Here is a 23,407-nt window from a genome sequence, read left to right as displayed (position 1 = left end):
CTGATGTTTTGTATTTACTGAGGTTGGTTAAAGATATGCACATCTCTTTGCGGAAATGGTATGGTTATGTTATTTTCTCTAAATAATCTATCAATTTCAAAACGTATGTCACTTTTAGGTATACGCGCATTAAAACTATCATTAATGGTAAAAGCGACTCTAAAATCTAAAGAACTATCACCAAAGTCTGTAAATAGAACCGTTGGTTCTGGATATTTCATAACATCCTTTTGGCTTTTAGCGGCTTCCAATAGTAATTTTTTTACCAAATTTACATCGCTTCCGTAAGCCACACCAACCTGAACACTTTCTCTAGTTGAAGTACCATTTTGTGTCCAGTTATAAAGGCTATTTGTTAGGTATAAATGATTAGGTATAACAAGTACTTTATTATCAATTGTAGTTGCTCTTGTGGTTCTTAATTTAATTTCTTCAACTTTACCAACCTTTCCTTCTAATTCAATAATATCTCCTACATGAACCGTTTGGTCAATAAGAATAAATACTCCAGAAATGATATCTTGAAATAAGGTTTGAAGTGCCAAACCAATACCTATCATTAAGGCTGCAGAGGCTGCAAACACAGCTGTTACATTAACCCCTAAATTATGTAAAGTAATTAATAGAATGATGATATAAATTAACCATCTAAAGTACCCGTAAATAACATTAAACTTACTTTTATCATTATCTGGTAATTTTCTTGTTATTAACTTTAAAGCAAATCTTAGCAATACGGTTGTTAAAAAAATAACTGTAATAATAACCAGTACATCTTTTACAGAAATACTTATGTCTTTACTAAAATCGTAATGCCGATTTAGAAAATTAGAAAGACCATCCCATAAAGAACTTTCTGTAATAGCTTCTTCAATTTTTTCTAAAGTCTGCATCATTTTAATACTTTATCCATTTAATTATTTCTTTGTAACTCGGCTTTTTGCCATACATTAAAATACCAACTCGGTATATTTTTGCTGCTAACCAAACGGTAAGCATAAAAGTGCCTACTAATATGAGTAAAGATAATACTTGTTGCCAAATTGGAACACCAAATGGAATTCGCATTAACATAACCACAGGCGATGTTAATGGTATAAACGAAAATATTGTCGAAATAGTTCCATGAGGGTCTTCTATTACCGTAAATATACCAATATAAACGGCCAAAATAAGCGGTATTAGTATTGGCAACATAAATTGTTGGGTATCGGTTTCATTATCTACAGCAGCTCCTATTGCTGCGTAAAACGAGCTATATAGCAAGTAACCACCAATAAAAAACAAAATAAAAGCAATAATTAAATTGGCTAATGGTAAATTAAAAAATGCTGTTACAATACTTTGAATCTCCATATTTATTTCTGGATTCTCCATAGCTTGATTTATCAATTGTTGCTGTGGCGTTTGCATTTGCGCCATATCTATACCAAGAATGAACGACGCTACAGTCATTAAAACACCACCTAATATAATCCAAATTACAAATTGAGTTATTCCTGCTAATGATGTTCCTATAATTTTACCAAGCATTAATTGTACTGGTTTTACCGAAGAAATAATAACCTCTATAATTCTACTGGTTTTTTCTTCAATAACACTTCGCATAATCATGTTTCCATATATAATAATAAACATGAACAGTAAATACCCAGCTGCTCCACCAAAAATGAGTTTAACAACGCTATCTATTTTTGATGTTTTTTCACCTTTAAAACTTTCTTGATTAATGTCTATAGTTACTATTGTAGCTTTTAATTTATCTACATCAATACCTTCATGTATTCTATTTTGTAGTGTTAATTCAGATTGAATTTTACTTTCAATAGTTGTCATTAAAGTTAGTGATGGCGATTCTTCAGAATAGAAGGTTAAATCTTTAGATTTTAAGTGTCCATCAGCAACATCAGCAACATATAACAACCCGTATCCTTCGCTTTCCTGAACTAGCATTTTAGCATCCTCAAGCAACATCCCTTCAAGATAATGATAGGTTGTATTTTCAGAATCCTCAAAAATCCCTTTTACCAATCCCGATTCATCTAAAATAGATACTACACGCGTTTTATCGCTATTTAATTGTGTTAAATATGCAACAACAGCAATAAATGATATAATTATTAAAGGACTTAAAAACGTCATGATAATAAACGACTTGTTTTTAACCTTAGTTATATATTCTCGCTTTATAATAAGTGGTAAATGGTTCATGCTTAGCTATTATTAACGGCTTGAATAAAAATATCGTTTACACTTGGTATGAGTTCTACAAAATGAGAAACTTCACCTTTTTGAGTTAAATAACTTAATAAATCATTAGGTTTTTCACCTTCATGCAGTTTAATATTTAACTTAAGTTCATCTTCCAAAGTTTTAAAATTAGCTTTTGAAACGTTAAACTTTTCAGACAATTGTTTTTCCAATTCTAGTTGATTATTAGATCGAATACCAACCTCGTACGTATTGATTTTATATTGGCGTTTTACATCAACTAACTTTCCGTCAAGTATTTTATTCGATTTATGAATTAAAGCAATATCATCGCACAATTCTTCAACCGATTCCATTCTATGTGTAGAAAATATAACCGTGGCGCCATTTTCACGTAATCTTAAAATCTCGTCTTTAATTAAATTTGCATTTATAGGGTCGAAACCAGAAAATGGCTCATCAAAAATTAAGAGTTTAGGCTCATGAAGTACCGTAACCACAAATTGTATTTTTTGCGCCATCCCTTTAGAAAGCTCTTGAATTTTTTTATTCCACCAATCCCCTATTTCTAATCGCTCAAACCAGTATTTTAATCGCTTCTTAGCCTCAGCCTTACTTAAACCTTTTAACTGCGCTAAATATATGGCTTGCTCACCAACTTTCATCGATTTATACAAACCACGCTCTTCGGGCAAGTAACCAATATCCATAATATGTCTTTGAGAAAGTGATTCTCCATCTAAAACTACGGTACCAGCATCTGGCATCGTTATTTGATTAACAACACGTATAAGCGTTGTTTTTCCCGCGCCATTTGGCCCTAACAATCCAAAAATACTACCTCTAGGAATAGAAATCGACACATCATTTAAAGCTTTAAAATCTCCAAAATATTTAGAAACATTATTAACTTCAAGTAAGTTATTCATACTTAATTTTTAATTGACTAGTAAAAGGTAAATATATTAAATGTTTAGGCGAGATACTTAATGCTTTAAGTTATTATTAACCTAAGTTTTTTTTATTAAATTATTTTAGCGTTCCCCATAAAGGGTCGGGCTTTCCGTTGCAAGTCCTCGCACTTCCTTCGTCAGGCTGTGGGCTATTCACTACAATCCCTAACGCGAGTAAATCCGCCAAAATAAATGCCTTACAAAACACCAAGTTAATTTATTACAGTCATAGTTTACTAAAATATAAAAGAGATTCCCAAATAAATTCGGAATGCGTTACCACTTACAATTTTAGGTGTGTCCTGCAGACTTCCAAAAACGAAGTCTCACTAAAAAAACAAAACCCACCCTCAATAAAATTAAGGATGGGAAAAAAATTGCTATGAAAAAGAAAAATTATCACTAAAATAAATTAGTGATATTCAAATATAGTTTTTTTTTCAATACTAATAGCAAAACTCTTAAATTTCTTCATTTATAAAAACCAAAAAATCCACTTTAAAAGTGGATTTTTTTATATCAATAAGTATCATAAATAACCGAAAATTCAGTTTTTATTATGAAAACATATCTTTTACCTTTTCAAAGAAAGATTTATCAGAACTTTCAGGCTTTGGAGAGAAATGCTCATTCTCTTGCATCGATTCAAAAAATTCTTTTTGTTGTTTATTTAAAGTCTTAGGCGTCCACACATTAACGTGTACTAATAAGTCGCCCTTACCATAACCGTTTATACTTGGTATTCCTTTTCCGCGTAAGCGTAAAATTTTACCCGACTGCACACCGGCTTCAACCTTAATACGCACTTTGCCAGTAACGGTATCAATTTCTTTCGATGTTCCTAAAACCGCATCTGGAAAACTTACATATAAATCGTAATGTAAATTATCGCCTTCGCGTTGTAATTTATCGTGTACTTCTTCTTCAATAACAACAATTAAATCTCCAGAAATGCCATTTCCTGGAGCTTCATTACCCTTACTAGAAACCTTAAGTTGCATGCCATCAACAACACCAGCAGGTATTTTAATAGAAACGGTTTCTTCTGCTACTTTTAAGCCTTGCGCATCTGCATCACTAGGTTTTTTATCTATAATTTGTCCTGCCCCACCACATACGTTACAAGGTGCAGACGTTTGCATTCTACCTAAAATAGTATTTGCAATACGTGTTACTTGACCAGAACCTCCACATGTAGAACATGTTTTATACGTTGTACCTGGTGCTTGCACTTTACGTTTTACTTTCACTTTCTTTTCAACTCCTGTAGCAATTTCTTCAAGAGTTAATTTAACGCGAATACGCAGGTTACTACCCTTTACACGACGTTGGCCACCGCCACCGCCAAAACCAGAGAAACCACCACCGCCAAAGCCGCCGCCGCCAAAAATATCACCAAACTGACTAAATATGTCGTCCATATTCATGCCGCCGCCGCCAAAGCCGCCACCGCCGCCATTTTCAAAGGCTTGATGTCCGTATTGATCGTAACGTGCTTTCTTGTTGTCGTCGCTTAATATTTCATAAGCTTCTGCAGCTTCTTTAAATTTAGCTTCTGCAGTTTTATCATCTGGGTTCTTATCTGGGTGAAACTCAATAGCTTTTTTTCTGTAAGCTTTTTTAATTTCTGCAGCACTTGCGCCCTTATTTACTCCTAATATTTCGTAATAATCTCTTTTAGCCATCTTATAATTTTATTGCCCTATAACTACTTTTGGAAAACGAATTACTTTTTCTCCTAAAAGGTATCCTTTCTCAACAATGTCTATAATTTTCCCTTTCATATCATCAGTAGGAGCTGGTATTTGCGTAATTGCTTCATGGTTATCGGCATTAAAAACATCGCCTTTATTCACTTCCATTAGCTTTAAGCCTTTTTGCTCTAACGTTTTTATTAATTTCTGATAAATTAATAAAACCCCTTTACGTAGCTCTTCCGCTTCTTTATCGTCTTCAATATGCGTCAAGGCACGCTCAAAATCATCTAAAACAGGCAATAATGTTTTCATAACATCTTCACTAGCAGTCGAAAATAATTCAATACGCTCTTTAGCAGTTCGTCTTTTATAATTTTCAAACTCAGCAAATAAGCGTAAAAATTTATCTTTTTCTTGCTTTACTTCTGCTTCAAGTTTCTCTTCATTTGTTAGCTCCTCTACAACCTGCTCTTCAGTTTCAACAGTTTCCTCTTGAGTAGATTCTACTTGCTCGTTTTCTATATCTTTTTTACTCATGGTAAATTCAATTTTTTCAATCCTAATTTCAAGTTGGCAAAAGTACTGCCAATATTATAAAAATGTCATAATGTCATTAAAATATTTTAATTTTTTTTTTGAGTGTGAATGCGTAATTTTACAGGATAAACACTAAAACAATTTAAAATGAAAAAGAAATTTGCTACTATTTTATTTATTACAGCCGTGGCTATATCTGTTACAAGCTGTAAAGACAAAGCAAAAGAAGCTACAACAACTGCTGCTGAGGCGGTAGAAGAAACTTTAAATTCTGAAGTATATGTGGTTAATAACGATGCTTCAACTATTGAATGGAAAGGTTATAAGCCAACTGGATCTCATAACGGAACCATTGCTATTGAGCGTGGTGTGCTAGATGTTGCTGGCGGGAAAATTGTTGGCGGTTCTTTTATTATTGATATGAATTCTATTGTGGTTACAGATATTCCTGCAGATGATAAAGGAAATGCCAAACTTGTTGGACACTTAAAAAATGCTGACTTTTTTGATGTTGAAAAATACCCAAGTGCAGGTTTTACAATTACTGGTTTAGAAGAAGTTGAAGGTAAAATGATGCTATCTGGAAACTTATCGCTTAAAGAAGCTAAAAACAATGTTACATTTCCTGTGACTGTTACTAATGATAATAGCGGTATTACACTAACTAGCGAAACTTTTGCTATTGATAGAACAAAATGGAACGTACAATATGGTTCTAAATCTATTTTTGATAATTTAGGTGATAAATTTATTAATGATGATATGGAATTAAAAGTAACGATTAAGGCTGCTGCGAAGTCTTAATTGATAAAACTTATTTTTATTGGAAACCACTCTGAGAAATTAGGGTGGTTTTTTTGTTTAACCAAGGCTTAAATTTGTAAAAAATTTCCACTAAATTCGTTTACAAGCGATAAAGTTCATTGAAATGGAACTTTATCTTTACGCTGCAACACACTGGATAATTGAATTATGGGTAATTTAAAATTATTATTTACGACTTTGTTCTTATTTACATTTTCTGTGTTATGTGCTCAAAATAATGAAGATCAATGGACAAAAAATAAAAAAACTCTTAAAGAAAACAAAGCTCCAAATTGGAATTATTGTAGCATTTCTGGCAAAATGCCGTATCAGACTTTTATAGACTCTGTCAATCAATTCTCAATACTAATACCAAAAACCTTTGATTCGAAAATCTATAAAAAAAATGAATTTATAGTATACGAATTTAGTGATAATACTGAGCAAAACGATAGTCCTATTATAGAAATAAAAATAGGTTCAATAGTTTCGGAAAAATCAGATGATTATTTCGATAAATCTTTAAAGAAATATTCCAATAATAAAAGTTTTAGGGAATTTGGTACAATTAAAATCAATAACAACTTAACAAACTGGATAGATTTACGAATAAATAGAAAAACTAGAAAATTAGAATTCTATTTAGTTAATGATTTGAGTAAAAGGTTATTTATACTAACAATAAAATCTTTTAAGAGAAAATTCGATAGAGACTATTGCATTTATAAAGATTATTTAAAAAATATTGAATGGATAAAATAACGTGTTACAAAAAAACTTAAGCCGTCTATAATTTATTGCTTTGTTCTTCCCTACTTGCGACAATTCCTGCGGAATTTTCACGGGTTCGTAAAAGTTTGCTAAATTAGTTGCTGAAACACCCAACGAAATCATAAACAATCACACTAAACGAACACCTCCAATAATCACAATAAATCTACTAAAGCGGGCTCCAAATAATTATACTTAAAAACGAAACCTTTCTGCACTATTTTTTTTGAGCAAACTCTTTGGCTTTCAAATAATAAAATATGCATTTCGCCTAAAACAAGTTTCATAAAAAACTTAGGTATATTGGGCATAAACAAAGGTTTTTCTAACACGTTTGCTGCTGTTTTTGTTAACTCGGTATTAGAAACTGGATTTGCAGCTACACCATTATAAATGCCCGCCAACTTCTGCTCTAATACGTATAAAAACATATTGGCTAAATCGTGAATATGAATCCATGATTGCCATTGTTTCCCAGAACCAAAAGCTGCACCTAAACCAAATTTTATGGGTTTAACAATTTCTACCAATGCGCCTCCTTTATTTGATAACACCAAACCAATTCTGATTTTTGAAACAGTTATATTAAGTTTTGAAAACTCATTTACTGCTTGCTCCCAAACCGAAACGACTTGCCCTAAAAAAGAATCGCTTACTTCATTATGAGATTGATCGTAATAATTAGTTAAAGAATCTGGATATATGCCAATAGCACTTGCAGAAACTATTTGTTTAACGTTATGGTTTATTCCTTTTAAAGCATCTATTAATAAAGCTGTGCTTTCTGTTCTGCTAGAGAATATTTGTTTTTTGTAGCTAGAAGTCCACCGTTTTGAAATGGTTGCTCCTGCTAAATGAATTATAGCATCTACACCTGAAAAACATTCTGTATCGATTTCTTTTTCTCTAGGATTCCAATAAAACCCTTTATAATTTTCGTCTTGAACAAGTTTAGACTTACTGGTGGTTAAATAGTTGACTTTTATGTCTTTTTCATGACAATGTTTAACTATTTCTTGACCAACTAACCCTGTTGCTCCTGTTATTAAAACTCGCATTTTCTTTTTTATATAAAATTACGAAATATGAGTTTTGAATGCTAATGATTTATGTTAGGTTTAACAGAATAAAGTGATGAAGTTGAATGGCAAAAATTAAAAAATCGCGCAAACCTACCAGCCAGCAGGCAGTAGTGCAAAGAAAAAATGGGAGTTTTAATTTATGTAACATGTGCTGCCGCCTGTGACTGAGACTAACAACTGAATACAGCCTATTTCTTTGTTCCGCGTAACATCTCACGTTTTCCTGGAGGCCCTGGAAGCCTTTCTACAATAAAACCAACGGCTTGCATGGCTCTGCGCACACTTCCTTTTGCAGAATAGGTTACCAATACACCTTGTGGTTTTAAGGCTTTGTACATGATTTCAAAAATAGCTTCTGTCCATAATTCGGGTTGTACTCTGGCTCCAAAAGCATCAAAATAAATGATATTATGCGCCTCTATATCTTTTATTTCTGAAAACAACTGTTGTTGTTTTACTAGTGTAAACCCAACGCTAATTTGATGTTTTTCTTCCCATGGTGTGTCATGAAGTTTTTGAAAACTTGATTCGCTATTTTCTGCTTTTAAGGTTTCTGTATAATTCAATGCCTTTAGTTCATCTTTAGAGATTGGATAGGCTTCCACGCCATTGTAATTGATGTTTAGCTTTAACTTTTGGGCTTCAATTAAGGTGATAAATGTGTTTAGTCCTGTACCGAAGCCTATTTCTAGTATGGATATAGGTGTTTGAGATTCTTCACTTTGTTCTGATTGACAAAAATGCTGCAACCCATGTTTTATAAATACATGATAGGCCTCTTGAATAGCACCATGTTTTGAATGGTATTGCTCGTTCCATTCTGGTATTTGAATGGTTGTTGAGCCATCGCCGGTGATTATGATTTCACGCTTCATGTTTTATTTTTTTTGAATGGCAAATAGACTATTGGTTGCAAATTAAACTACTAACTTTTACAAACTTGCTCGCGTTAGGGATTGAACGGCATGTTTGAGCTCGCCGACGAAGGAGGAAGCGAGTAGTGAAAGCCCGACCCTTGTGGTAACGCCCAAAATTTTGAAATTGTTTTATTGCGCTACTAATACACCATCTGCCAAGAAAGAATACGTGCGTTTTGGTTTGGTTATGCTTGCAATTTCTTCGGCAGACTTCCCTGCATCTTCGGCATAATGACGTTGCTCATCAACTGATACTTCTTCTACAAAAGCCTTTCCGTTTATAACAACGTTTTTACCCGTAATATCTTTAGGCACGAAAAAACCGTAGTCTTTAAATTTTACCATAACCTCGTTCTCGTTGTCTAAATTTAAACGCATCCAACAGCCTTTGGCTTGACATACACTTTTAACTTCTGCTATTATTTTTGAGTCTATACTATCGCCCGAATTCATGGTTTTATAATGTGCCGCCATAGAGCTTGCTTTAACAGCATCGTTAGCTATAATGTGTTTACCAAATGTGGCGTATTCTATTTTTTCGATTTTTACTGGGTTTTCTTCAACTTCTTGACTTTTATTTTTACAAGAATTTAACGTTAATAAACATATAATCACTAAGGTAATTGACTTCATAATGTAAATATTTCAATTTTATACTATTTATGTAAATATAGCGCTTTTTTAAAAACGATTTTCTTTAAATTTGTATTTACAAATAACTAGAAGTATGAATACAATAATCAACGACATAGAGATTTTAAAGGCTAAAACCTCTAAGATTAACGACGTAGATTTTAACAATTTAAAATTTGGAAGTGTTTTTTCTGACCACATGTTGGAATGCAATTACAAAGATGGTAAATGGCAAGCACCAAAGGTTGTGCCTTACCAACCTATTGTTTTAGATCCGTCGGCTAAAATTTTTCATTACGGGCAATCCATTTTTGAAGGGATGAAAGCGTATAAAGATGTTGATGAGAAGGTCTGGTTATTTCGTCCCTTAGAAAATTTCAAGCGTTTGAACATTTCGGCTAAACGATTAGCGATTCCTGAACTTCCTGAAAACTATTTTATGGATGGTTTAAAGGCACTTTTAGAAGTTGACAAAGATTGGATTCCTAAAAAAGATGGAAGTTCTCTATACATAAGACCATTTGTATTTGCTTCTGGTAATGGTTTCCATGCATCGCCTGCCGATGAATATAAATTTATTATTTGCACCGCGCCGTCTGGAGCTTATTTTGCTGGCGAAGTTCGAGTTTTAATTGAAGAAAAATATTCACGCTCTGCTAATGGAGGTGTTGGTTTTGCTAAGGCTGGTGGTAATTATGCTGGACAGTTTTACCCAACGCAATTGGCTATAGAAAAAGGTTACCAACAGGTAATTTGGACAGATGATAATACACATGAATATATTGAAGAGGCTGGTGCGATGAATATTTTTGTTCGTATTAATGATACTTTAATTACAGGACCTACAAGTGATAGAATTCTTGACGGGATTACTCGTAAAAGTATTATTGAACTCGCTAAAACGGAAGGTATTAATGTAGAAGTTAGAAAAATTACGGTTTCTGAAGTGGTTGAAGCTGCTAAAAACGGATCTTTAAAAGAGATGTTTGGAGCTGGAACAGCTGCAGTAATTTCTCCAATTGCTGGATTTGGTTATAAAGATGCTGATTACGAATTACCTAAACTTGATGATACGTATGCTAGTTTCTTAAAAAAGCGTATTACAGATATACAAACTAATAAAACCGAAGACCCTTTTGGATGGCGTTATAAGGTTAAATAGAAATAAGAAGTAAAAGCCTCTAAAATATTAATTTTAGAGGTTTTTTTGTTCAATTAAGTTTTTACAAACGATTACTTCTCTCTTTTAAGTCTTACCGATGTAGCGCCTATTAATGGTCTTACGCCATTTAAACCATTGTCTGTATAACTCGCCTTTAGCACAAGTACATTCTCATCTTTTGAAGCACTTGGAACAATACGACCTTCTTGAGGTAATGATTTTTTATCGCTATTATTTTTAGCTAAAGACATAATATATGTTGCTATTTGTCTCGTTTCATCTTTTGAGATACTTGGGTGTGCAGGCATCATCACTTCGCCCCATACGCCGCCGCCGCCTGTCACAATTTTATTTTGCAAATATGGAATGATTTTTTTCGTTTTCTTATACTTTTCAGCAACAGCTAAATAATTTGGACCAATAGAAGCTTCTTTTTCTTTATGGCATGCTTTACAATCCATAGATTGAGTTAAGGCTTTACCAGTTATTTCGACAGAAGCTTCTTGATGCCCAAGCGCCACATTAGCCTCGTCCATACCTTCTAAATAATCTACAGAAACGAAAATGTTTTTTGGATTAATATCTGTATTTCCATCTGGATCGGTTACAGTTACTTTATATTTAACTGGTTTTCCTGAAGTAAACGTTGATCTATTTCCATCTAATAAACTAATAGTTACTATAGGTTTTGAATTACCCGTAACTATTGATGATAAATTGGTGTTTGTAATACCGCCTTTATCATCTTTAACATCTAAAGAAATATTATATTCACCAACATTTGTATACGTATATTCTAGTTCTGGCTCTGAAGTTTCTTTGGTTTCTCCATTTCCTAAATTCCAGACATAAACTATGTTATCACCATCCCGATCGAAAGCTTGGACTTTCGCAGTAATAGCCAACGGAACTGCGCCAGAGTTTTTATTAACCATAACACGTTCTATTACAGGAGACCTGTTACCTGCGTTATAAGAAATATATCCTAAAGACGAGTCTAAATTATCACTATACCATCCGCTGCCATATTCTAAAATATACAGTCTCCCATCTGGACTAAGCTCCATATCGATAGCAGAATTAATTTCTACATCGGGAGCAAAAGGTTCCATTTTATTGAAAGAACCATCCTGAAAATTCGTTATAGCCATCATCCAGCCACGCATCCAATCATATACAATTACTTTTCCATCATAATACTTAGGTAACCCACCTCCATTTGAAAACAAATCTGAATAATACGTTGGTCCAGCCATAGCACTTCGGCCACCCGTACCTACTTGCGGAAAATCGCTAGACTTGGCATAAGGATAGTATACAAAAGCTGGCATTGCTTCTGGTAATATTGTAAGTCCTGTGTTATTTTTGGAATCGTTTATAGGTTTACTAGCATCGAAGGTTATTCCGCTTTCACCAGTTTTATAATCATAGTCGACATAAGGTTTGTTATCGGCAACAAATAATGGCCACCCAAAATTTCCAGCTTTTTGCGCTTGTCCTAACTCATCATAGCCTCTTGGACCACGAGTTTTAAATTCATCTTTTCTAGCATCTGGACCAATTTCACCCCAATATAAATAGCCTTTTTTGGGGTCGACAGAAATACGATACGGGTTACGATGTCCCATGGTATAAATTTCTGCTCTAGTTTTTTCTGTTCCTACGGCAAATAAATTATCTTCTGGAATATCATAACTGCCATCTTCATTAACTCTAATTCTTAAAATTTTACCTCTTAAATCATTGGTGTTTCCAGATGAACGTCTTGCATCATACTGCTCATGCCCTGGGATATCATTTAACGGCGCAAAACCGCTACTAACATATTCCACATTTTTCTCATTGAAAGGTGTTGTGTTATCACCAGTAGAAAGGTATAACAAACCATCAGCATCAAATGCAATAGACCCACCTGTGTGGCAGCAAATTTCCCGGGTTGAATTCACGTCAAGAATAACTTGCTCTGAATCTAAATCGAATACATCATCCTTAAACTTAAATCGAGATAATCGGTTAATCCACGCCTCACCTGTTGGACTGTAATACACATATATCCAATTATTAATTGCGAAATTTGGGTCTTTTTGCAAGCCCATAAGTCCTTCTTCTGCATTTACATTTGGTGTGTTTAACGTTTTATCATAAACATCTAATATGGCAACGTCCTTTAATTCTTTTGTCGCTTCTTTATATAGTCTAATTTTACCTCTACGCTCTGCAACAAGCACATCGTTATTAGGTAAAACAGCCATTTCTGTAGGTTCAAAAAAGTCACCTTTAATTAAAGTTACTTTTGAAAACCGATCACCATCTGGCGGCATTTGAGTAGTCGCTTTACTATAATCTAAATTTTCATTTTCTCCTATCGCATATTGAATACCTCCTAAAATATGTTTTAAAAAATCTGGCTCGGCAAAACTTTCATGAGTATGACCACCGCCTGTATAAAATGCTCTACCTCCATCATAATCATGATACCACGCAATAGGATGATAATCCCCATTTTCTCCACCTTTATATGAAGATTCGTCTAGCGTTAATATAACATTTACATCTGGGTTTAATTTTCTGTAATTATAAAGCTCATCTGTTCTATGCCATACCGAATCTTTTAAATGCTTATTGGCTACAAAGTCTTTATCTATAACAATAAAATCGGCTTCTGGTGTACCCCTTGGATGGCTTAAAAACTGTGCACCAGCTAATTTGTTATACCATCCCCAATCATACTCTGTATCGGTGGCAGAATGAATACCAACATAACCACCACCCGCTTGAATATAACGCTCGAAAGCTGCTTCTTGTTTATTATCTAATACATTACCTGTAGTACTTAAAAAGACTACGGCACTATATTTTTCTAAATTTTCATCGGTAAATAAGTCGGCGTTTTTTGTTGTATCGACCTCAAAACCATTTTCCAAACCCAATTTTTTAACGGCCGCTATTGCCGTTGGAATTGACTTATGTTTATAACCTAAGGTTTTTGAAAACACTAATACTTTAGCAACACCTTCTCTTTTATTACTGCAACTAGCAAGAATAAAACCAAATACAATAATTAAAACAAGAACATTTTTTTTCATCTATAAAATATTAATAATTCATGTATTTCAACTTATAACAAAAGCAAAAATTATTTATCTAATATAGCTTGAATGTTTGGTTTAAAATAATTTGGCCCTTTTAGCACTTTACCATCTTCACGGTAAATGGGTTGTCCATCTTCTCCTAATTTACTCATATTACTGCGTTGTATTTCTTCAAATACCTCTTCAATTTTGTGTTGCATACCATGTTCTATAATGGTTCCACATAAAATATAAAGCATATCGCCAAGTGCATCTGCAACCTCAACTAGATCGTTATTATTTGCTGCATCAAGATACTCTTCATTTTCTTCTCGCATTAATTTATAACGCAACATGTTTTTAGCTAAACCTAAGTCTGCTTTAGGGGTTTCTCTATGTCCAATTTTAAATGCGGTATGAAATGCTTTTACAGCTTCAATTTTATTTTTCATTTTTATTTTGTTTTTTCATTTCCGTAAAAGCGGAAATCTCATCCTATTTTTATTAAATTTGCATAAAAGTAACCATATGTTTAGTAAAGGTCAAATCATTTTCGGAATTATATTCTTCGTAGTCTTTGCTATAATAATTGCATACACCTACCGAAAAGATTTTAAACTCCACAAAAAATTTTATGCTGGTAGTGTTTGGGTTTTAATTGCCTTTATTTCTTTTATATTATTTATTTCGGCTATTAAGTTTTTTCTTTAAGTAGAAACTAACTACTCGCCCTAGACAACTCATTATCAACGAAATAAATTAACCAAAAAATATTTATAAATAAATATCCAATTTTAACGCAACCTTTTTTAAAGTAGTGCATCTTATGTATAACTAATCCATACTAAATGAATGTTCTATTAATTATTAGCGTGCTTTTAATTGTTAATATTATACTATTAGTTTTTAGTGTTAACAAAAAAACGGATCCTTGAATAAATAATTTGCTGATCTTTTGATATTATCTTGATGTATTTACAAACATTAATTATTTAATATCATGAAAACACTTATTATCACCTCTCTTTTAATTGTTATAAACCTATTACTATTATTTTTTAGTGTAAATAAAAAAACAGAATCTTAAATTAAGATTCTGCTTTTATCTTTGTAGTTAAAAAACGCCTAGTTCACCTCTGGTAAAAAGCTATATTGTTTACTGTAATTTAGCATTTGTCCAGCAAAAGTTTCTGGCTGGGCAACTTTAATAGACTCTATTTCTCCATTATCATTTTTATCTGCAACTAAAATCGGATTTACAAACCCGCTATAAGGTGCCGAATTAAACTGTTTATTTCGTTCCAAAACTTCAGCATGAATTTCTTTATCTACTTTAACACCATAGCCTTCTACTAAAGCCTCAACTGCTGCAAAATCGCCTTCAGATTTTATACGTTGTGTTTCGCGCAATAACTGCCCAAAAAGCTCATGAAGCTTTTCATAATTATTAATATTGAAATAGGTCTTTCCATCACGTTTAACCTTTTCTATTACATTATCCTTTTTTCCTTTTTCAAAAACCCAAGCCGAAATCCATTGTCTGTTACGCATGTGTGCTTCTTCAACATCATCACCTAAATTTAAACGTATTAACTGCATCATTAAACCATTTCGAATATAACCATCATACGTTGCTTTTCCAACGGCTTTCCAATCATCTACCAACCCTAACTCTTGAAGTTTTGGGTTATACAAATAATATAAAGCCACTAAATCTGCCCGCCCTTCTTCTAAGGTGGAAGCGTAATTTTTAAGCGTTTCTTTAGTTTCTCCCACGCCTGGATTTAATTGTCCGGATGCATGCCCAATTACTTCATGCAAGGCAGTATGTAACTTATCTCCTAGCTGTCCATATTTTTCTTCTAATTCAAACTCTTCATCATCGTGAACAAATTCTTTTAAACGCCCAGAACTTGCTGCATTGTTATAAGCATTGGTAATGTTTCCTAATGAAACCGACTTACTTCCAACGGCAGCCCGAATCCAGTTAGCATTTGGTAAATTCACCCCAATTGGCGTACTAGGTGATGCATCTCCAGCTTCGCCAGCTACGTTTACTACTTTATAAGTTACACCAACTACATTTTTCTTTTTATGCGCATCCATTAATGTAGAATTATCTTCAAACCATTGGGCGTTATCAGCAACAACCTTCATTTTTTGAGACATATCAAAATCATTAATTTGTACAATGGTTTCGTAAGAACCTCTATAACCTAAAGGATCATTATATACTTCAATAAAACTATTTATATAATCAATATTGCCGTCTGTAGCAGCTGTCCACGCTACATTATAATCATCCCAAGTTTGTAAATCGCCTGTCTTGTAAAATTTTATTAATAAACCTAAAGCATCGCCTTGCGCTTCGTTTTCAGCAACACCTTTTGCTAATTCTAACCATTTTACAATTTCATCAATAGCATCACCATATAATCCGCCAGACTTATAAACACGCTCTTTTAAAACACCATTTTCTTTTACCAATTGTGAGTTTAAACCATAGGATAAAGGCTTATCTGGGTTTGGAGATTTTTTCGCTTTATAAAAACGCTCAACATCATTATTAGTAACATTTGGGCCATAAAAATTTATAGCAGAAAGCGCTACATTATCAACATTCTTAGCCTGATTTACTTTCTTAGAATCTTTATCATTAAAAAGCACATTAAAAGCTTCACCTTCTAGAACGGTATTTGTTTCTTTTAATAATTCATTCAAGTAATCAGAAGAAAAGGTTGGCTTTATTTTATCGTTTGAATAGTGATGATGAATACCATTACTAAACCAAACACGTTTTAAATAAGTTTCAAATGCATTCCAATTCTCAGTAGATTTATCGCCTCTATAATTGGTATAAATATTTTCTAAAGCCTTTCTAATTTTTAAATTATGACGGTAATTTTGATCCCACATAATATCTCTTCCAGACAAACCAGCCTGTACCAGATAATACACCAATTTTTGTTCTTTTAATGTAAGTTGCTCCCAACCTGGAACTTGATATCGCAGCACTTTTATATCTGCAAATTGTTCCACATTGTAATTAAATGCTACAGTTTCATTAGAAACCATAGTGTCTTTGCTGCTTTCAGATTTATCGTTACCACACGCTAATAACATAGCGGTAATACATACTAAACTTAAGATAGATTTTAATTTCATTTGTTTGTTATTTGATTTTATTGATTGATTAAATAATCGCTCAAAATGCCAATAAAATTATTGAATTAATTGATAATGCAATTTTTAATTAATGATTATTTATCTTGAATACAACAAATGTAATAATTTATTAATCGAAAATTAAAAATGTTTATATTTGTTGAAATAAAATCTCTCAAACTTTTGAAATGAAAGCTCTAAAATATATTTTATTCTTATTTCTAATTGCTATTATTGGAACTGCTATTTATATTGCTGTCCAGCCAAATGAGTTTCAAGTAAGCAGAACCAGAACGATAAACGCACCTGCGGCAGTTATTTACAATAACGTTATTGATTATAAAAATTGGGAAGCTTGGTCGTCTTGGGCTGAAGCCGATCCAGAGATGAAAATTACACTTCCAGAACAAACTAATGGCATTGGTGGTTCTTACACTTGGGAAGATAAAGATGGTATTGGCACCATGAAAACTATTGAAACCGTTGCTAATACATCTATAAATCAACAAATGCAATTTGCAGATTTCCCACCATCTGATATTACATGGGAATTTAAACCAAACGATGATGGCTCTACAGAAGCCACATGGTCTATTTCTGGTAAAGATTTACCTTTTGGCTTTAAAGCTTTTGCAACCTTTATGGGAGGCATGGAAAAACAGATTGCACCACATTACGAACGTAGTTTAGAAAAACTAGATAGTATTGTTCAAGAAAACATGAAGGTTTATAATGTGAAAATTAATGGTGAAACAGAATATGGTGGCGGATTTTACATGTACAAAACAACCTCTGCTACAAGTACTAATATTAGCCAAATAATGGGCAAACAATATGGTGAAATTATGAGTTATATGGCTCAAAACAATATTGTTGCTAACGGTATGCCTTTTACTATATATAATGAAATGAATAATGAAAATGGCAGCGTTATTATGAGTAATGCTATACCCGTTAGAGATAGAGTTAATGTTGATAGAGCGAGTGAGGTTTTATGTGGTTATATCCCGAAAACAAAAGTTATAAAAACAACTTTAAAAGGTAATTATACAAATCTTCCTGAAGCTTGGAAATCGACAATGGAATATGTTACCAAAAACAACTTAGAACAATCTAATTTAAAACCTTTTGAGATTTACACTAACGATCCTGGTGATTTCCCAAATCCTGCAGATTGGATTACAGAAATTTATATCCCAATTAAATAACATCTTTTCTTATTTGGAATCTCTGTAAAATAAAATTGTGATTTTTTTCTTTATACGATAAAGAAAAATTAAGCATAGCCTTAGTTACGGTTTATTTTTATTTTGAAGTAGAAAGGAAAAAAGGTTATTTTGTTGCAGTTATTTTAGATAATAAATGGTGTTAAATATGAAAAATATCTTATTGGTTTTTTTAGGTGGTGGTTTTGGTAGCGTTTTACGATTTATTATTGGCAAATACCTTAACAATGCCGAAACTGGAATTCCTTATGGCACCTTTGCCGCCAACATTCTGGGAAGTTTATTAATAGGTATTATTTTAGGTTTAGCCGCAAAAAACAACACCCTATCTCAAAGTCATACTTTACTACTTGCCACAGGGTTTTGTGGTGGATTTACAACCTTTTCTACTTTTGCCTATGAAAACCACATGTTTTTAAAATCTGGTGATTTTACAAGTTTTGCAGTTTATACCATTGCTAGTTTTGTTATCGGGTTTTTAGCCGTTTTTGCTGGGATGTATTTGGTTAAGTAATGCTTTTAATAATTAGTGTTTCCCAAAAGCTTTAACTCCTGCTTCTACTCTAGTTTTTAAATAGTTTTTTCTTGGCACTATTGGGCAAGAATACTTATCGTTATAGGCACAATATGGATTATAAGCTTTATTAAAATCAATTTCCATAGTGTTGCCTTCAGGGATTCTAGCATCGATATAGCGACCACCACCGTAACTTTCTAGTCCGTTGGTTTCATCCAGAAAGGGTAAAAACAAATAATTTTCGTAGCCTTCTTTTTTCATTAAATCTTTACCTTGATAAATTTCTAAGTTAAATGAATTTCCATTTAATTCAAAATGTAAAATACCATAAACGCGTTCTTTAGAAACTCTACTTGTTGTAGTTTTCATATTAAACCATTTGGAGTTTGGTGTTCTTTTTAATACTGCTTTCACAACGTAAGTTGAATCGAACTTAAAAAAGTCTAAACCTTTAAAGTTTTTTCTATCCTTGTCTTTTAATGGCGATTTGCTGGCGTCTTTATAATCGGCATTCATTTCTTTTTGAAATTCGGTTTCGCCTTTTATAGCGCGCTTTTCTTGCGCACAACTGGTAAACACCGAAAACATTACAAAAAATATTAAAGCTAACCCTTTACTTGATGTTGGCTGATATGCCCGCGCTAGGGATTGCAGCGAATAGCCCACAGCCTGACGTAGGAAGTGCGAGGACTTGTAGCGTAAAGCCCGACCCTTGTGGTAGCGCCCAAATAATTTTGTTGTCGAAATTTCCATTAGTTCTTAGGGTTAAAAGATGGGTTTAGGTTGGTGTTATAGGATTGTAATAAATCTGTAGAGAAGGTGTTAAAAGTATCTTCGTCTGTGAATGATTTAATTTTTTCTGGATCGAAATTGCCTTGTAAATAATAGGCGGTAATTTCGGTTTCTGTGCTATTAAAAATAATAGCATCGGTAACTACCGAGCCCAATTCTATTACAGATATAATGCGTGTGTTGTCTAATTCGTTTTTTCTAAAAACATCTGTAAATCCACCATTTGTAACGGCGCTCATTTCTGCAATTAAGCTTTGACGTTTTAGAGCATCCACATTTTCGAACTTAATATATTTAAAATCTGAAATATTACCAATACCATTTTTTACTTCTGGTGAAATATTACTTAAAACAGCTTTCATAAAATTAGGAACTTGAAAAGAAGTTGTTCCCATATCTGCCTTATGATTGTTGTAAAAACTTTGAAAACTAGTACCACAGGAAACCAGCAAAAAACTTAGGCTTATTACTAAAATTAATTTCTTCATAATAAAATATTATCATTGTAAAAATACAAGTTAAATTTATTTTAACTAGATTTGGGCATTAAAAAGAAATAAAAATGCGTAATAACGTCACTATTTATAGAAAGCAATGGACCTCTTGTTTAAAGACAAGTTGTTGGGCTAGTTATATATTGTGGTGATATTATTTATATAAAGTATTACAATATTTAAAAGGTCCGACTTCGCAGTCGGACTTTTTTTTTGCGCTAAAAACAAACCAATTTAAAATATGTAGAAAACTGAACAACCAAAAATTATGAAAAAATTATTCAACAATTACTTAGATACTTTTAGAGGACTTTCTAAAGAAGTTTGGTGGCTTGCCTTAATTACACTTATAAATAGAGCCGGAACCATGGTGATTCCTTTTTTATCGTTGTATTTAACTGAAGATTTAAAATTCACATTAAGTAATGTTGGTACTATAATGATGTGTTTCGGTTTGGGGTCGGTTGCTGGATCATGGCTTGGCGGAAAACTTACAGATACTATTGGCTATTATAAAGTGATGGTTAGAAGTCTTGTTAGTACAGGCGTGCTGTTTATAGCCTTACAGTTTTTAAACACCTTTTATGCGCTATGTTTTGGTATCTTTTTGGTAATGCTTGTGGCCGATATGTTTCGCCCTGCCATGTTTGTTGCATTAAGTGCTTATAGCAAACCCGAAAATAAAACAAGAAGTGTAACATTAATTCGTTTAGCGATAAACTTAGGTTTTTCTGCTGGACCAGCTGTTGGTGGAATTATTATAACAACTTTAGGCTACTCTGGTTTATTTTGGGTAGATGGTATTACATGTATTTTAGCAACCGGTGTACTATTTATGGTTTTAAACCCTAAAAAAGCTACAGTTTTAGACGATATAGTTGTTAAAAATCCAGATTCTGCTTATAAAGACAAAGCCTTCTCTATTTTTTTAGTGGCCATGTTTTTATTTGGTGTTATCTTTTTGCAATACTTCTCTACAATGCCAATCTATTATAGAGAGGCACACGCTTTAACGGAACTCGATATTGGTTTATTATTGGGGGCGAACGGGTTTATTATTTTCTTGTTAGAAATGCCACTAATAAAATGGCTGGAAAATAGTAGGTTTTCTAAAACTGAACTTATGCTGACTGGTGCAGTATTAACCGCATCGAGTTTTATTATTTTAAATATTACAACTTGGTCTGGAATATTAATTATTGGTATGTTTTTAATGACTATTGGTGAAATGATAGCCTTCCCGTTCTCTAATGCATTTGCCATGGAACGTGCTAAAAAAGGAAATCAAGGTGAGTATATGGCATTGTATTCTATTGCATTTTCTATGGCTCATATTTTTGGACACAAAGCTGGTATGCAAATGGTTGATGGCTGGGGATTTGATAATACATGGTATATGATTACCGTTATAGGTGGTTTCTGCGCTTTACTTTTACTAATTTTAAAAAGTTATTTAAAACTGAAAAAGGATTATTAAATCTTTAGAATATGAATTTAAACCAAATAACTATTTCTTCTATTGATGTTGAAAAAGCTGTAGAATTTTATAAAATTTTGGGATTGCATCTTATTGTTGATGCACTCCCAAAATATGTTAGGTTTGAATGTCCTGATGGTGATGCTACATTTTCTATTGAAAAAGTAGATAAATTAAAAAAACAACAAAGCGTTGCTATTTATTTTGAAGAAGAAAACTTAGATGTATGGGTAGCAGACCTTCAAAAAAAGGGCCTTGTTTTTAATAAATTACCCGAAGATAAGCCTTGGTTATGGCGAGAAGCGTATTTGCAAGATCCAGATGGGAATACTATTATCTTATATTATGCAGGGAAGAACAGGAAAAATCCGCCTTGGCGTATTTAAATTATTATTTAACAGGAATGACTTCCTTTTGCTTTACTACTCTAGAGAGCACAATTTGAGTTTTTGATTCGCCATAAGTAATCAATTGGTCTATAAAAGACTCAAGGTGTTTCTGGTTTTCTAAAACAACTTCCATGACTATATTTTCATCACCAGTAATTCGGTAACAATTAATAACCTCATCGTAAGTTTTCACTTTTTCTAGAAAGGGTTTTAATTTCCCCATAAAAGCTCTTAACGTTATTATGGCTTTAAACTGATAGCCAATTTCATAGGCTGATACAATAGTATTATAACCTTCTATAATACCGAGGTCTTCCATCTTTTTAATTCGCTCTGATACTGCCGGAGAACTTATACCAACTTGCCTACCAATTTCGGCATTAGATAGCCTAGCATTTTGTTGCAAACATTTTAAAATCTTATTGTTAATCGAATCTACTTTCATTTTAATTAAAATTAGCCTAAATAAATTAAAATTTAAAGTAAATATACAGTTTTACTTTAAAATCTAAAGTAAATTATCATTTCTTGTGAGTAATTTTGGTAAAAATGCTATTACAAAAACATCATGTTACATAATACCCCACCAAATCTATCGGAATTACCGGTTTACCAAAAAGCATTAGAGATATTTGCCTTATCTCAAAACATATCTACATATCTAAATTACGACCTATCTAATTTAAAAACAGATGGTTCTGAAGATGATGATATTTATTTTTCTGGTGATATAATTCAGCAATCTGTATCGTTAGTTCCTGAAATTATGAATGCAGAACTAGAACGCAACTCTGATAGAAAATACAAACATCTTGATTCGCTTAAGCGTCTTACCAATAAACTATATAAAAACTCTTATAGATTAGAACGCTCAAATAGCAATGGCAAAGACTTTTTACCAATTCTTAGAAGTGAATTGAAAAAATTTAAAAAGCTACAGAGTACTTGGATGCTTACTTTATAGTAAGCTTAAATTTTACTGAATTTTTGCCCACACCCTTCTATACAAGGGTACCAAAGGACTAATTTTCCGCTTTTATGTAAATCAAAATAAACTCTAGCAGAACGAGAGCTGCACGTATTTGGAATTATTTCTCCATCAAAAGTTGTATCTGCTTCATTGGAACTTGTTATTATATAAGTTCCTGTTTCCACATCTCCAACATCAGAAGCCATAAAACATAATGATCCGTTTATTTCAATTGTACCATCACTAAGAAATTGAATAACTCTATTACTATTTATGGTTTGAAAATCTCCGCTTCCATCACCTGGGTCGGAATATTGTTCTATAAGTTTCCATTTCCCAACTATACCTTCTTCTGTTGATTTACTATCGTCTGATGAGCAGCTAGATATTACTACAAGCAAAACTATAAATAGATACTTTTTCATTTTTAATGACCATTTGTTTTCAATTAATAGATGAGGATATTCTGTAATGGTTGCGTAAAAAAGAAGAAATAAAAACGCAACCATCTAGAATTACATTCCATATTTTTCATGATA

At 32.7% G+C, this 23,407-nt stretch carries 23 protein-coding genes; 8 read left to right on the top strand and 15 right to left on the bottom strand.

Features of this window, described 5'->3' with window-relative positions; all coding sequences use genetic code 11:
* Positions 1-14: 14 nt before the first annotated feature.
* The 5 genes from SJY43_RS09080 to SJY43_RS09060 form a co-directional block, all read right to left on the bottom strand.
* On the bottom strand, positions 15-896 hold the full coding sequence (locus tag SJY43_RS09080) for a mechanosensitive ion channel family protein (protein WP_396600427.1): 882 nt from the start codon (positions 894-896) through the stop codon (positions 15-17).
* Position 897: 1 nt separating this feature from the next.
* Positions 898-2,211 (bottom strand): ABC transporter permease, encoded by a 1,314-nt coding sequence (locus tag SJY43_RS09075; RefSeq protein ID WP_396600426.1) that lies wholly within the window; start codon positions 2,209-2,211, stop codon positions 898-900.
* A 2-nt stretch (positions 2,212-2,213) separates the two neighbouring features.
* Complete coding sequence (locus SJY43_RS09070; RefSeq protein WP_396600425.1) at positions 2,214-3,140, bottom strand: ABC transporter ATP-binding protein; 927 nt, start codon at positions 3,138-3,140, stop codon at positions 2,214-2,216.
* Between the two features lie 581 nt (positions 3,141-3,721).
* Positions 3,722-4,849, bottom strand: coding sequence for a molecular chaperone DnaJ (gene dnaJ / locus SJY43_RS09065; RefSeq protein WP_396600424.1), 1,128 nt, complete (start codon positions 4,847-4,849; stop codon positions 3,722-3,724).
* A 9-nt stretch (positions 4,850-4,858) separates the two neighbouring features.
* Positions 4,859-5,398 (bottom strand): nucleotide exchange factor GrpE, encoded by a 540-nt coding sequence (locus SJY43_RS09060; protein WP_396600423.1) that lies wholly within the window; start codon positions 5,396-5,398, stop codon positions 4,859-4,861.
* A 147-nt stretch (positions 5,399-5,545) separates the two neighbouring features.
* On the opposite strand from SJY43_RS09060, the gene SJY43_RS09055 reads away from it, so the two are divergent.
* Both SJY43_RS09055 and SJY43_RS09050 read left to right on the top strand, forming a co-directional pair.
* Positions 5,546-6,202, top strand: a complete 657-nt coding sequence (locus tag SJY43_RS09055) for a YceI family protein (protein ID WP_396600422.1) — start codon at positions 5,546-5,548, stop codon at positions 6,200-6,202.
* 168 nt (positions 6,203-6,370) lie between these two features.
* Positions 6,371-6,964 (top strand): hypothetical protein, encoded by a 594-nt coding sequence (locus tag SJY43_RS09050; protein ID WP_396600421.1) that lies wholly within the window; start codon positions 6,371-6,373, stop codon positions 6,962-6,964.
* 164 nt (positions 6,965-7,128) lie between these two features.
* On the opposite strand, the gene SJY43_RS09045 is transcribed toward SJY43_RS09050, so the two are convergent.
* The 3 genes from SJY43_RS09045 to SJY43_RS09035 form a co-directional block, all read right to left on the bottom strand.
* Entirely contained in the window at positions 7,129-8,031 is a 903-nt protein-coding gene (locus SJY43_RS09045) for a TIGR01777 family oxidoreductase (RefSeq protein ID WP_396600420.1), read from the bottom strand.
* 212 nt (positions 8,032-8,243) lie between these two features.
* The gene (mnmD, locus tag SJY43_RS09040) at positions 8,244-8,930 is read right to left on the bottom strand and encodes a tRNA (5-methylaminomethyl-2-thiouridine)(34)-methyltransferase MnmD (protein ID WP_396600419.1); all 687 of its coding nucleotides are present in this window, start codon (positions 8,928-8,930) and stop codon (positions 8,244-8,246) included.
* Positions 8,931-9,101: 171 nt separating this feature from the next.
* Positions 9,102-9,605 carry a DUF4920 domain-containing protein gene (locus SJY43_RS09035; protein WP_396600418.1) on the bottom strand — a complete coding sequence of 168 codons (504 nt, stop codon included), beginning with the start codon at positions 9,603-9,605 and terminating at the stop codon, positions 9,102-9,104.
* 94 nt (positions 9,606-9,699) lie between these two features.
* On the opposite strand from SJY43_RS09035, the gene SJY43_RS09030 reads away from it, so the two are divergent.
* Positions 9,700-10,767 (top strand): branched-chain amino acid aminotransferase, encoded by a 1,068-nt coding sequence (locus tag SJY43_RS09030; protein ID WP_396600417.1) that lies wholly within the window; start codon positions 9,700-9,702, stop codon positions 10,765-10,767.
* 71 nt (positions 10,768-10,838) lie between these two features.
* On the opposite strand, the gene SJY43_RS09025 is transcribed toward SJY43_RS09030, so the two are convergent.
* From SJY43_RS09025 to SJY43_RS09015, 3 genes are all read right to left on the bottom strand, one after another.
* Positions 10,839-13,853 (bottom strand): ThuA domain-containing protein, encoded by a 3,015-nt coding sequence (locus SJY43_RS09025; RefSeq protein ID WP_396600416.1) that lies wholly within the window; start codon positions 13,851-13,853, stop codon positions 10,839-10,841.
* Positions 13,854-13,903: 50 nt separating this feature from the next.
* Positions 13,904-14,290, bottom strand: coding sequence for a hypothetical protein (locus SJY43_RS09020; protein WP_396600415.1), 387 nt, complete (start codon positions 14,288-14,290; stop codon positions 13,904-13,906).
* Positions 14,291-14,963: 673 nt separating this feature from the next.
* Positions 14,964-17,003 carry a dipeptidyl-peptidase 3 family protein gene (locus SJY43_RS09015; RefSeq protein ID WP_396600414.1) on the bottom strand — a complete coding sequence of 680 codons (2,040 nt, stop codon included), beginning with the start codon at positions 17,001-17,003 and terminating at the stop codon, positions 14,964-14,966.
* Positions 17,004-17,191: 188 nt separating this feature from the next.
* Here SJY43_RS09015 and SJY43_RS09010 point away from each other — a divergent pair, with 188 nt between their 5' ends.
* Both SJY43_RS09010 and crcB read left to right on the top strand, forming a co-directional pair.
* A complete protein-coding gene (locus SJY43_RS09010; RefSeq protein WP_396600413.1) occupies positions 17,192-18,211 on the top strand; it encodes a GyrI-like domain-containing protein in 1,020 nt (339 codons plus the stop codon).
* Positions 18,212-18,377: 166 nt separating this feature from the next.
* Positions 18,378-18,743 (top strand): fluoride efflux transporter CrcB, encoded by a 366-nt coding sequence (crcB, locus tag SJY43_RS09005; RefSeq protein WP_396600412.1) that lies wholly within the window; start codon positions 18,378-18,380, stop codon positions 18,741-18,743.
* 12 nt (positions 18,744-18,755) lie between these two features.
* Here the strand turns inward: crcB and SJY43_RS09000 are convergent, their stop codons facing one another.
* Positions 18,756-19,334, bottom strand: a complete 579-nt coding sequence (locus SJY43_RS09000; protein WP_396603400.1) for a DUF1684 domain-containing protein — start codon at positions 19,332-19,334, stop codon at positions 18,756-18,758.
* Between the two features lie 164 nt (positions 19,335-19,498).
* Entirely contained in the window at positions 19,499-20,026 is a 528-nt protein-coding gene (locus tag SJY43_RS08995) for a DUF4252 domain-containing protein (RefSeq protein WP_396600411.1), read from the bottom strand.
* Positions 20,027-20,300: 274 nt separating this feature from the next.
* Here SJY43_RS08995 and SJY43_RS08990 point away from each other — a divergent pair, with 274 nt between their 5' ends.
* Together SJY43_RS08990 and SJY43_RS08985 are read left to right on the top strand one after the other, a co-directional pair.
* Positions 20,301-21,509: an MDR family MFS transporter gene (locus SJY43_RS08990; protein WP_396600410.1), complete on the top strand. Its 1,209-nt coding sequence runs from the start codon at positions 20,301-20,303 to the stop codon at positions 21,507-21,509.
* Between the two features lie 11 nt (positions 21,510-21,520).
* Complete coding sequence (locus tag SJY43_RS08985; protein WP_396600409.1) at positions 21,521-21,895, top strand: VOC family protein; 375 nt, start codon at positions 21,521-21,523, stop codon at positions 21,893-21,895.
* A gap of 4 nt (positions 21,896-21,899) precedes the next feature.
* Here SJY43_RS08985 and SJY43_RS08980 read toward each other — a convergent pair whose 3' ends face one another.
* Entirely contained in the window at positions 21,900-22,343 is a 444-nt protein-coding gene (locus SJY43_RS08980) for an Lrp/AsnC family transcriptional regulator (protein WP_396600408.1), read from the bottom strand.
* Positions 22,344-22,466: 123 nt separating this feature from the next.
* Between SJY43_RS08980 and SJY43_RS08975 the strand changes: the two genes are divergently transcribed.
* A complete protein-coding gene (locus tag SJY43_RS08975; RefSeq protein WP_396600407.1) occupies positions 22,467-22,862 on the top strand; it encodes a hypothetical protein in 396 nt (131 codons plus the stop codon).
* Between the two features lie 5 nt (positions 22,863-22,867).
* On the opposite strand, the gene SJY43_RS08970 is transcribed toward SJY43_RS08975, so the two are convergent.
* On the bottom strand, positions 22,868-23,293 hold the full coding sequence (locus SJY43_RS08970; protein WP_396600406.1) for a hypothetical protein: 426 nt from the start codon (positions 23,291-23,293) through the stop codon (positions 22,868-22,870).
* Positions 23,294-23,407 lie beyond the last annotated feature (114 nt).

The organism is Algibacter sp. R77976, from assembly GCF_044594645.1.
Lineage (GTDB): Bacteria > Bacteroidota > Bacteroidia > Flavobacteriales > Flavobacteriaceae > Algibacter_B.
This window is presented reverse-complemented; position numbering and strand designations above follow the sequence as displayed.

Bases quoted from the DNA above. Each gene is read 5' to 3' on its own strand.
- SJY43_RS09080 (WP_396600427.1), bottom strand. From the start codon at position 896: ATGATGCAGACTTTAGAAAAAATTGAAGAAGCTATTACAGAAAGTTCT.
- SJY43_RS08980 (WP_396600408.1), bottom strand. From the start codon at position 22,343: ATGAAAGTAGATTCGATTAACAATAAGATTTTAAAATGTTTGCAACAA.
- SJY43_RS09055 (WP_396600422.1), top strand. From the start codon at position 5,546: ATGAAAAAGAAATTTGCTACTATTTTATTTATTACAGCCGTGGCTATA.
- SJY43_RS09010 (WP_396600413.1), top strand. From the start codon at position 17,192: ATGAAAGCTCTAAAATATATTTTATTCTTATTTCTAATTGCTATTATT.
- dnaJ (WP_396600424.1), bottom strand. From the start codon at position 4,849: ATGGCTAAAAGAGATTATTACGAAATATTAGGAGTAAATAAGGGCGCA.
- SJY43_RS09035 (WP_396600418.1), bottom strand. From the start codon at position 9,605: ATGAAGTCAATTACCTTAGTGATTATATGTTTATTAACGTTAAATTCT.
- SJY43_RS09070 (WP_396600425.1), bottom strand. From the start codon at position 3,140: ATGAATAACTTACTTGAAGTTAATAATGTTTCTAAATATTTTGGAGAT.
- SJY43_RS09050 (WP_396600421.1), top strand. From the start codon at position 6,371: ATGGGTAATTTAAAATTATTATTTACGACTTTGTTCTTATTTACATTT.
- SJY43_RS09030 (WP_396600417.1), top strand. From the start codon at position 9,700: ATGAATACAATAATCAACGACATAGAGATTTTAAAGGCTAAAACCTCT.
- SJY43_RS09015 (WP_396600414.1), bottom strand. From the start codon at position 17,003: ATGAAATTAAAATCTATCTTAAGTTTAGTATGTATTACCGCTATGTTA.
- SJY43_RS08990 (WP_396600410.1), top strand. From the start codon at position 20,301: ATGAAAAAATTATTCAACAATTACTTAGATACTTTTAGAGGACTTTCT.
- SJY43_RS09020 (WP_396600415.1), bottom strand. From the start codon at position 14,290: ATGAAAAATAAAATTGAAGCTGTAAAAGCATTTCATACCGCATTTAAA.
- SJY43_RS09045 (WP_396600420.1), bottom strand. From the start codon at position 8,031: ATGCGAGTTTTAATAACAGGAGCAACAGGGTTAGTTGGTCAAGAAATA.
- crcB (WP_396600412.1), top strand. From the start codon at position 18,378: ATGAAAAATATCTTATTGGTTTTTTTAGGTGGTGGTTTTGGTAGCGTT.
- SJY43_RS09060 (WP_396600423.1), bottom strand. From the start codon at position 5,398: ATGAGTAAAAAAGATATAGAAAACGAGCAAGTAGAATCTACTCAAGAG.
- mnmD (WP_396600419.1), bottom strand. From the start codon at position 8,930: ATGAAGCGTGAAATCATAATCACCGGCGATGGCTCAACAACCATTCAA.
- SJY43_RS09075 (WP_396600426.1), bottom strand. From the start codon at position 2,211: ATGAACCATTTACCACTTATTATAAAGCGAGAATATATAACTAAGGTT.
- SJY43_RS09025 (WP_396600416.1), bottom strand. From the start codon at position 13,853: ATGAAAAAAAATGTTCTTGTTTTAATTATTGTATTTGGTTTTATTCTT.
- SJY43_RS08985 (WP_396600409.1), top strand. From the start codon at position 21,521: ATGAATTTAAACCAAATAACTATTTCTTCTATTGATGTTGAAAAAGCT.
- SJY43_RS09000 (WP_396603400.1), bottom strand. From the start codon at position 19,334: ATGTTTTCGGTGTTTACCAGTTGTGCGCAAGAAAAGCGCGCTATAAAA.
- SJY43_RS08970 (WP_396600406.1), bottom strand. From the start codon at position 23,293: ATGAAAAAGTATCTATTTATAGTTTTGCTTGTAGTAATATCTAGCTGC.
- SJY43_RS08975 (WP_396600407.1), top strand. From the start codon at position 22,467: ATGTTACATAATACCCCACCAAATCTATCGGAATTACCGGTTTACCAA.
- SJY43_RS08995 (WP_396600411.1), bottom strand. From the start codon at position 20,026: ATGAAGAAATTAATTTTAGTAATAAGCCTAAGTTTTTTGCTGGTTTCC.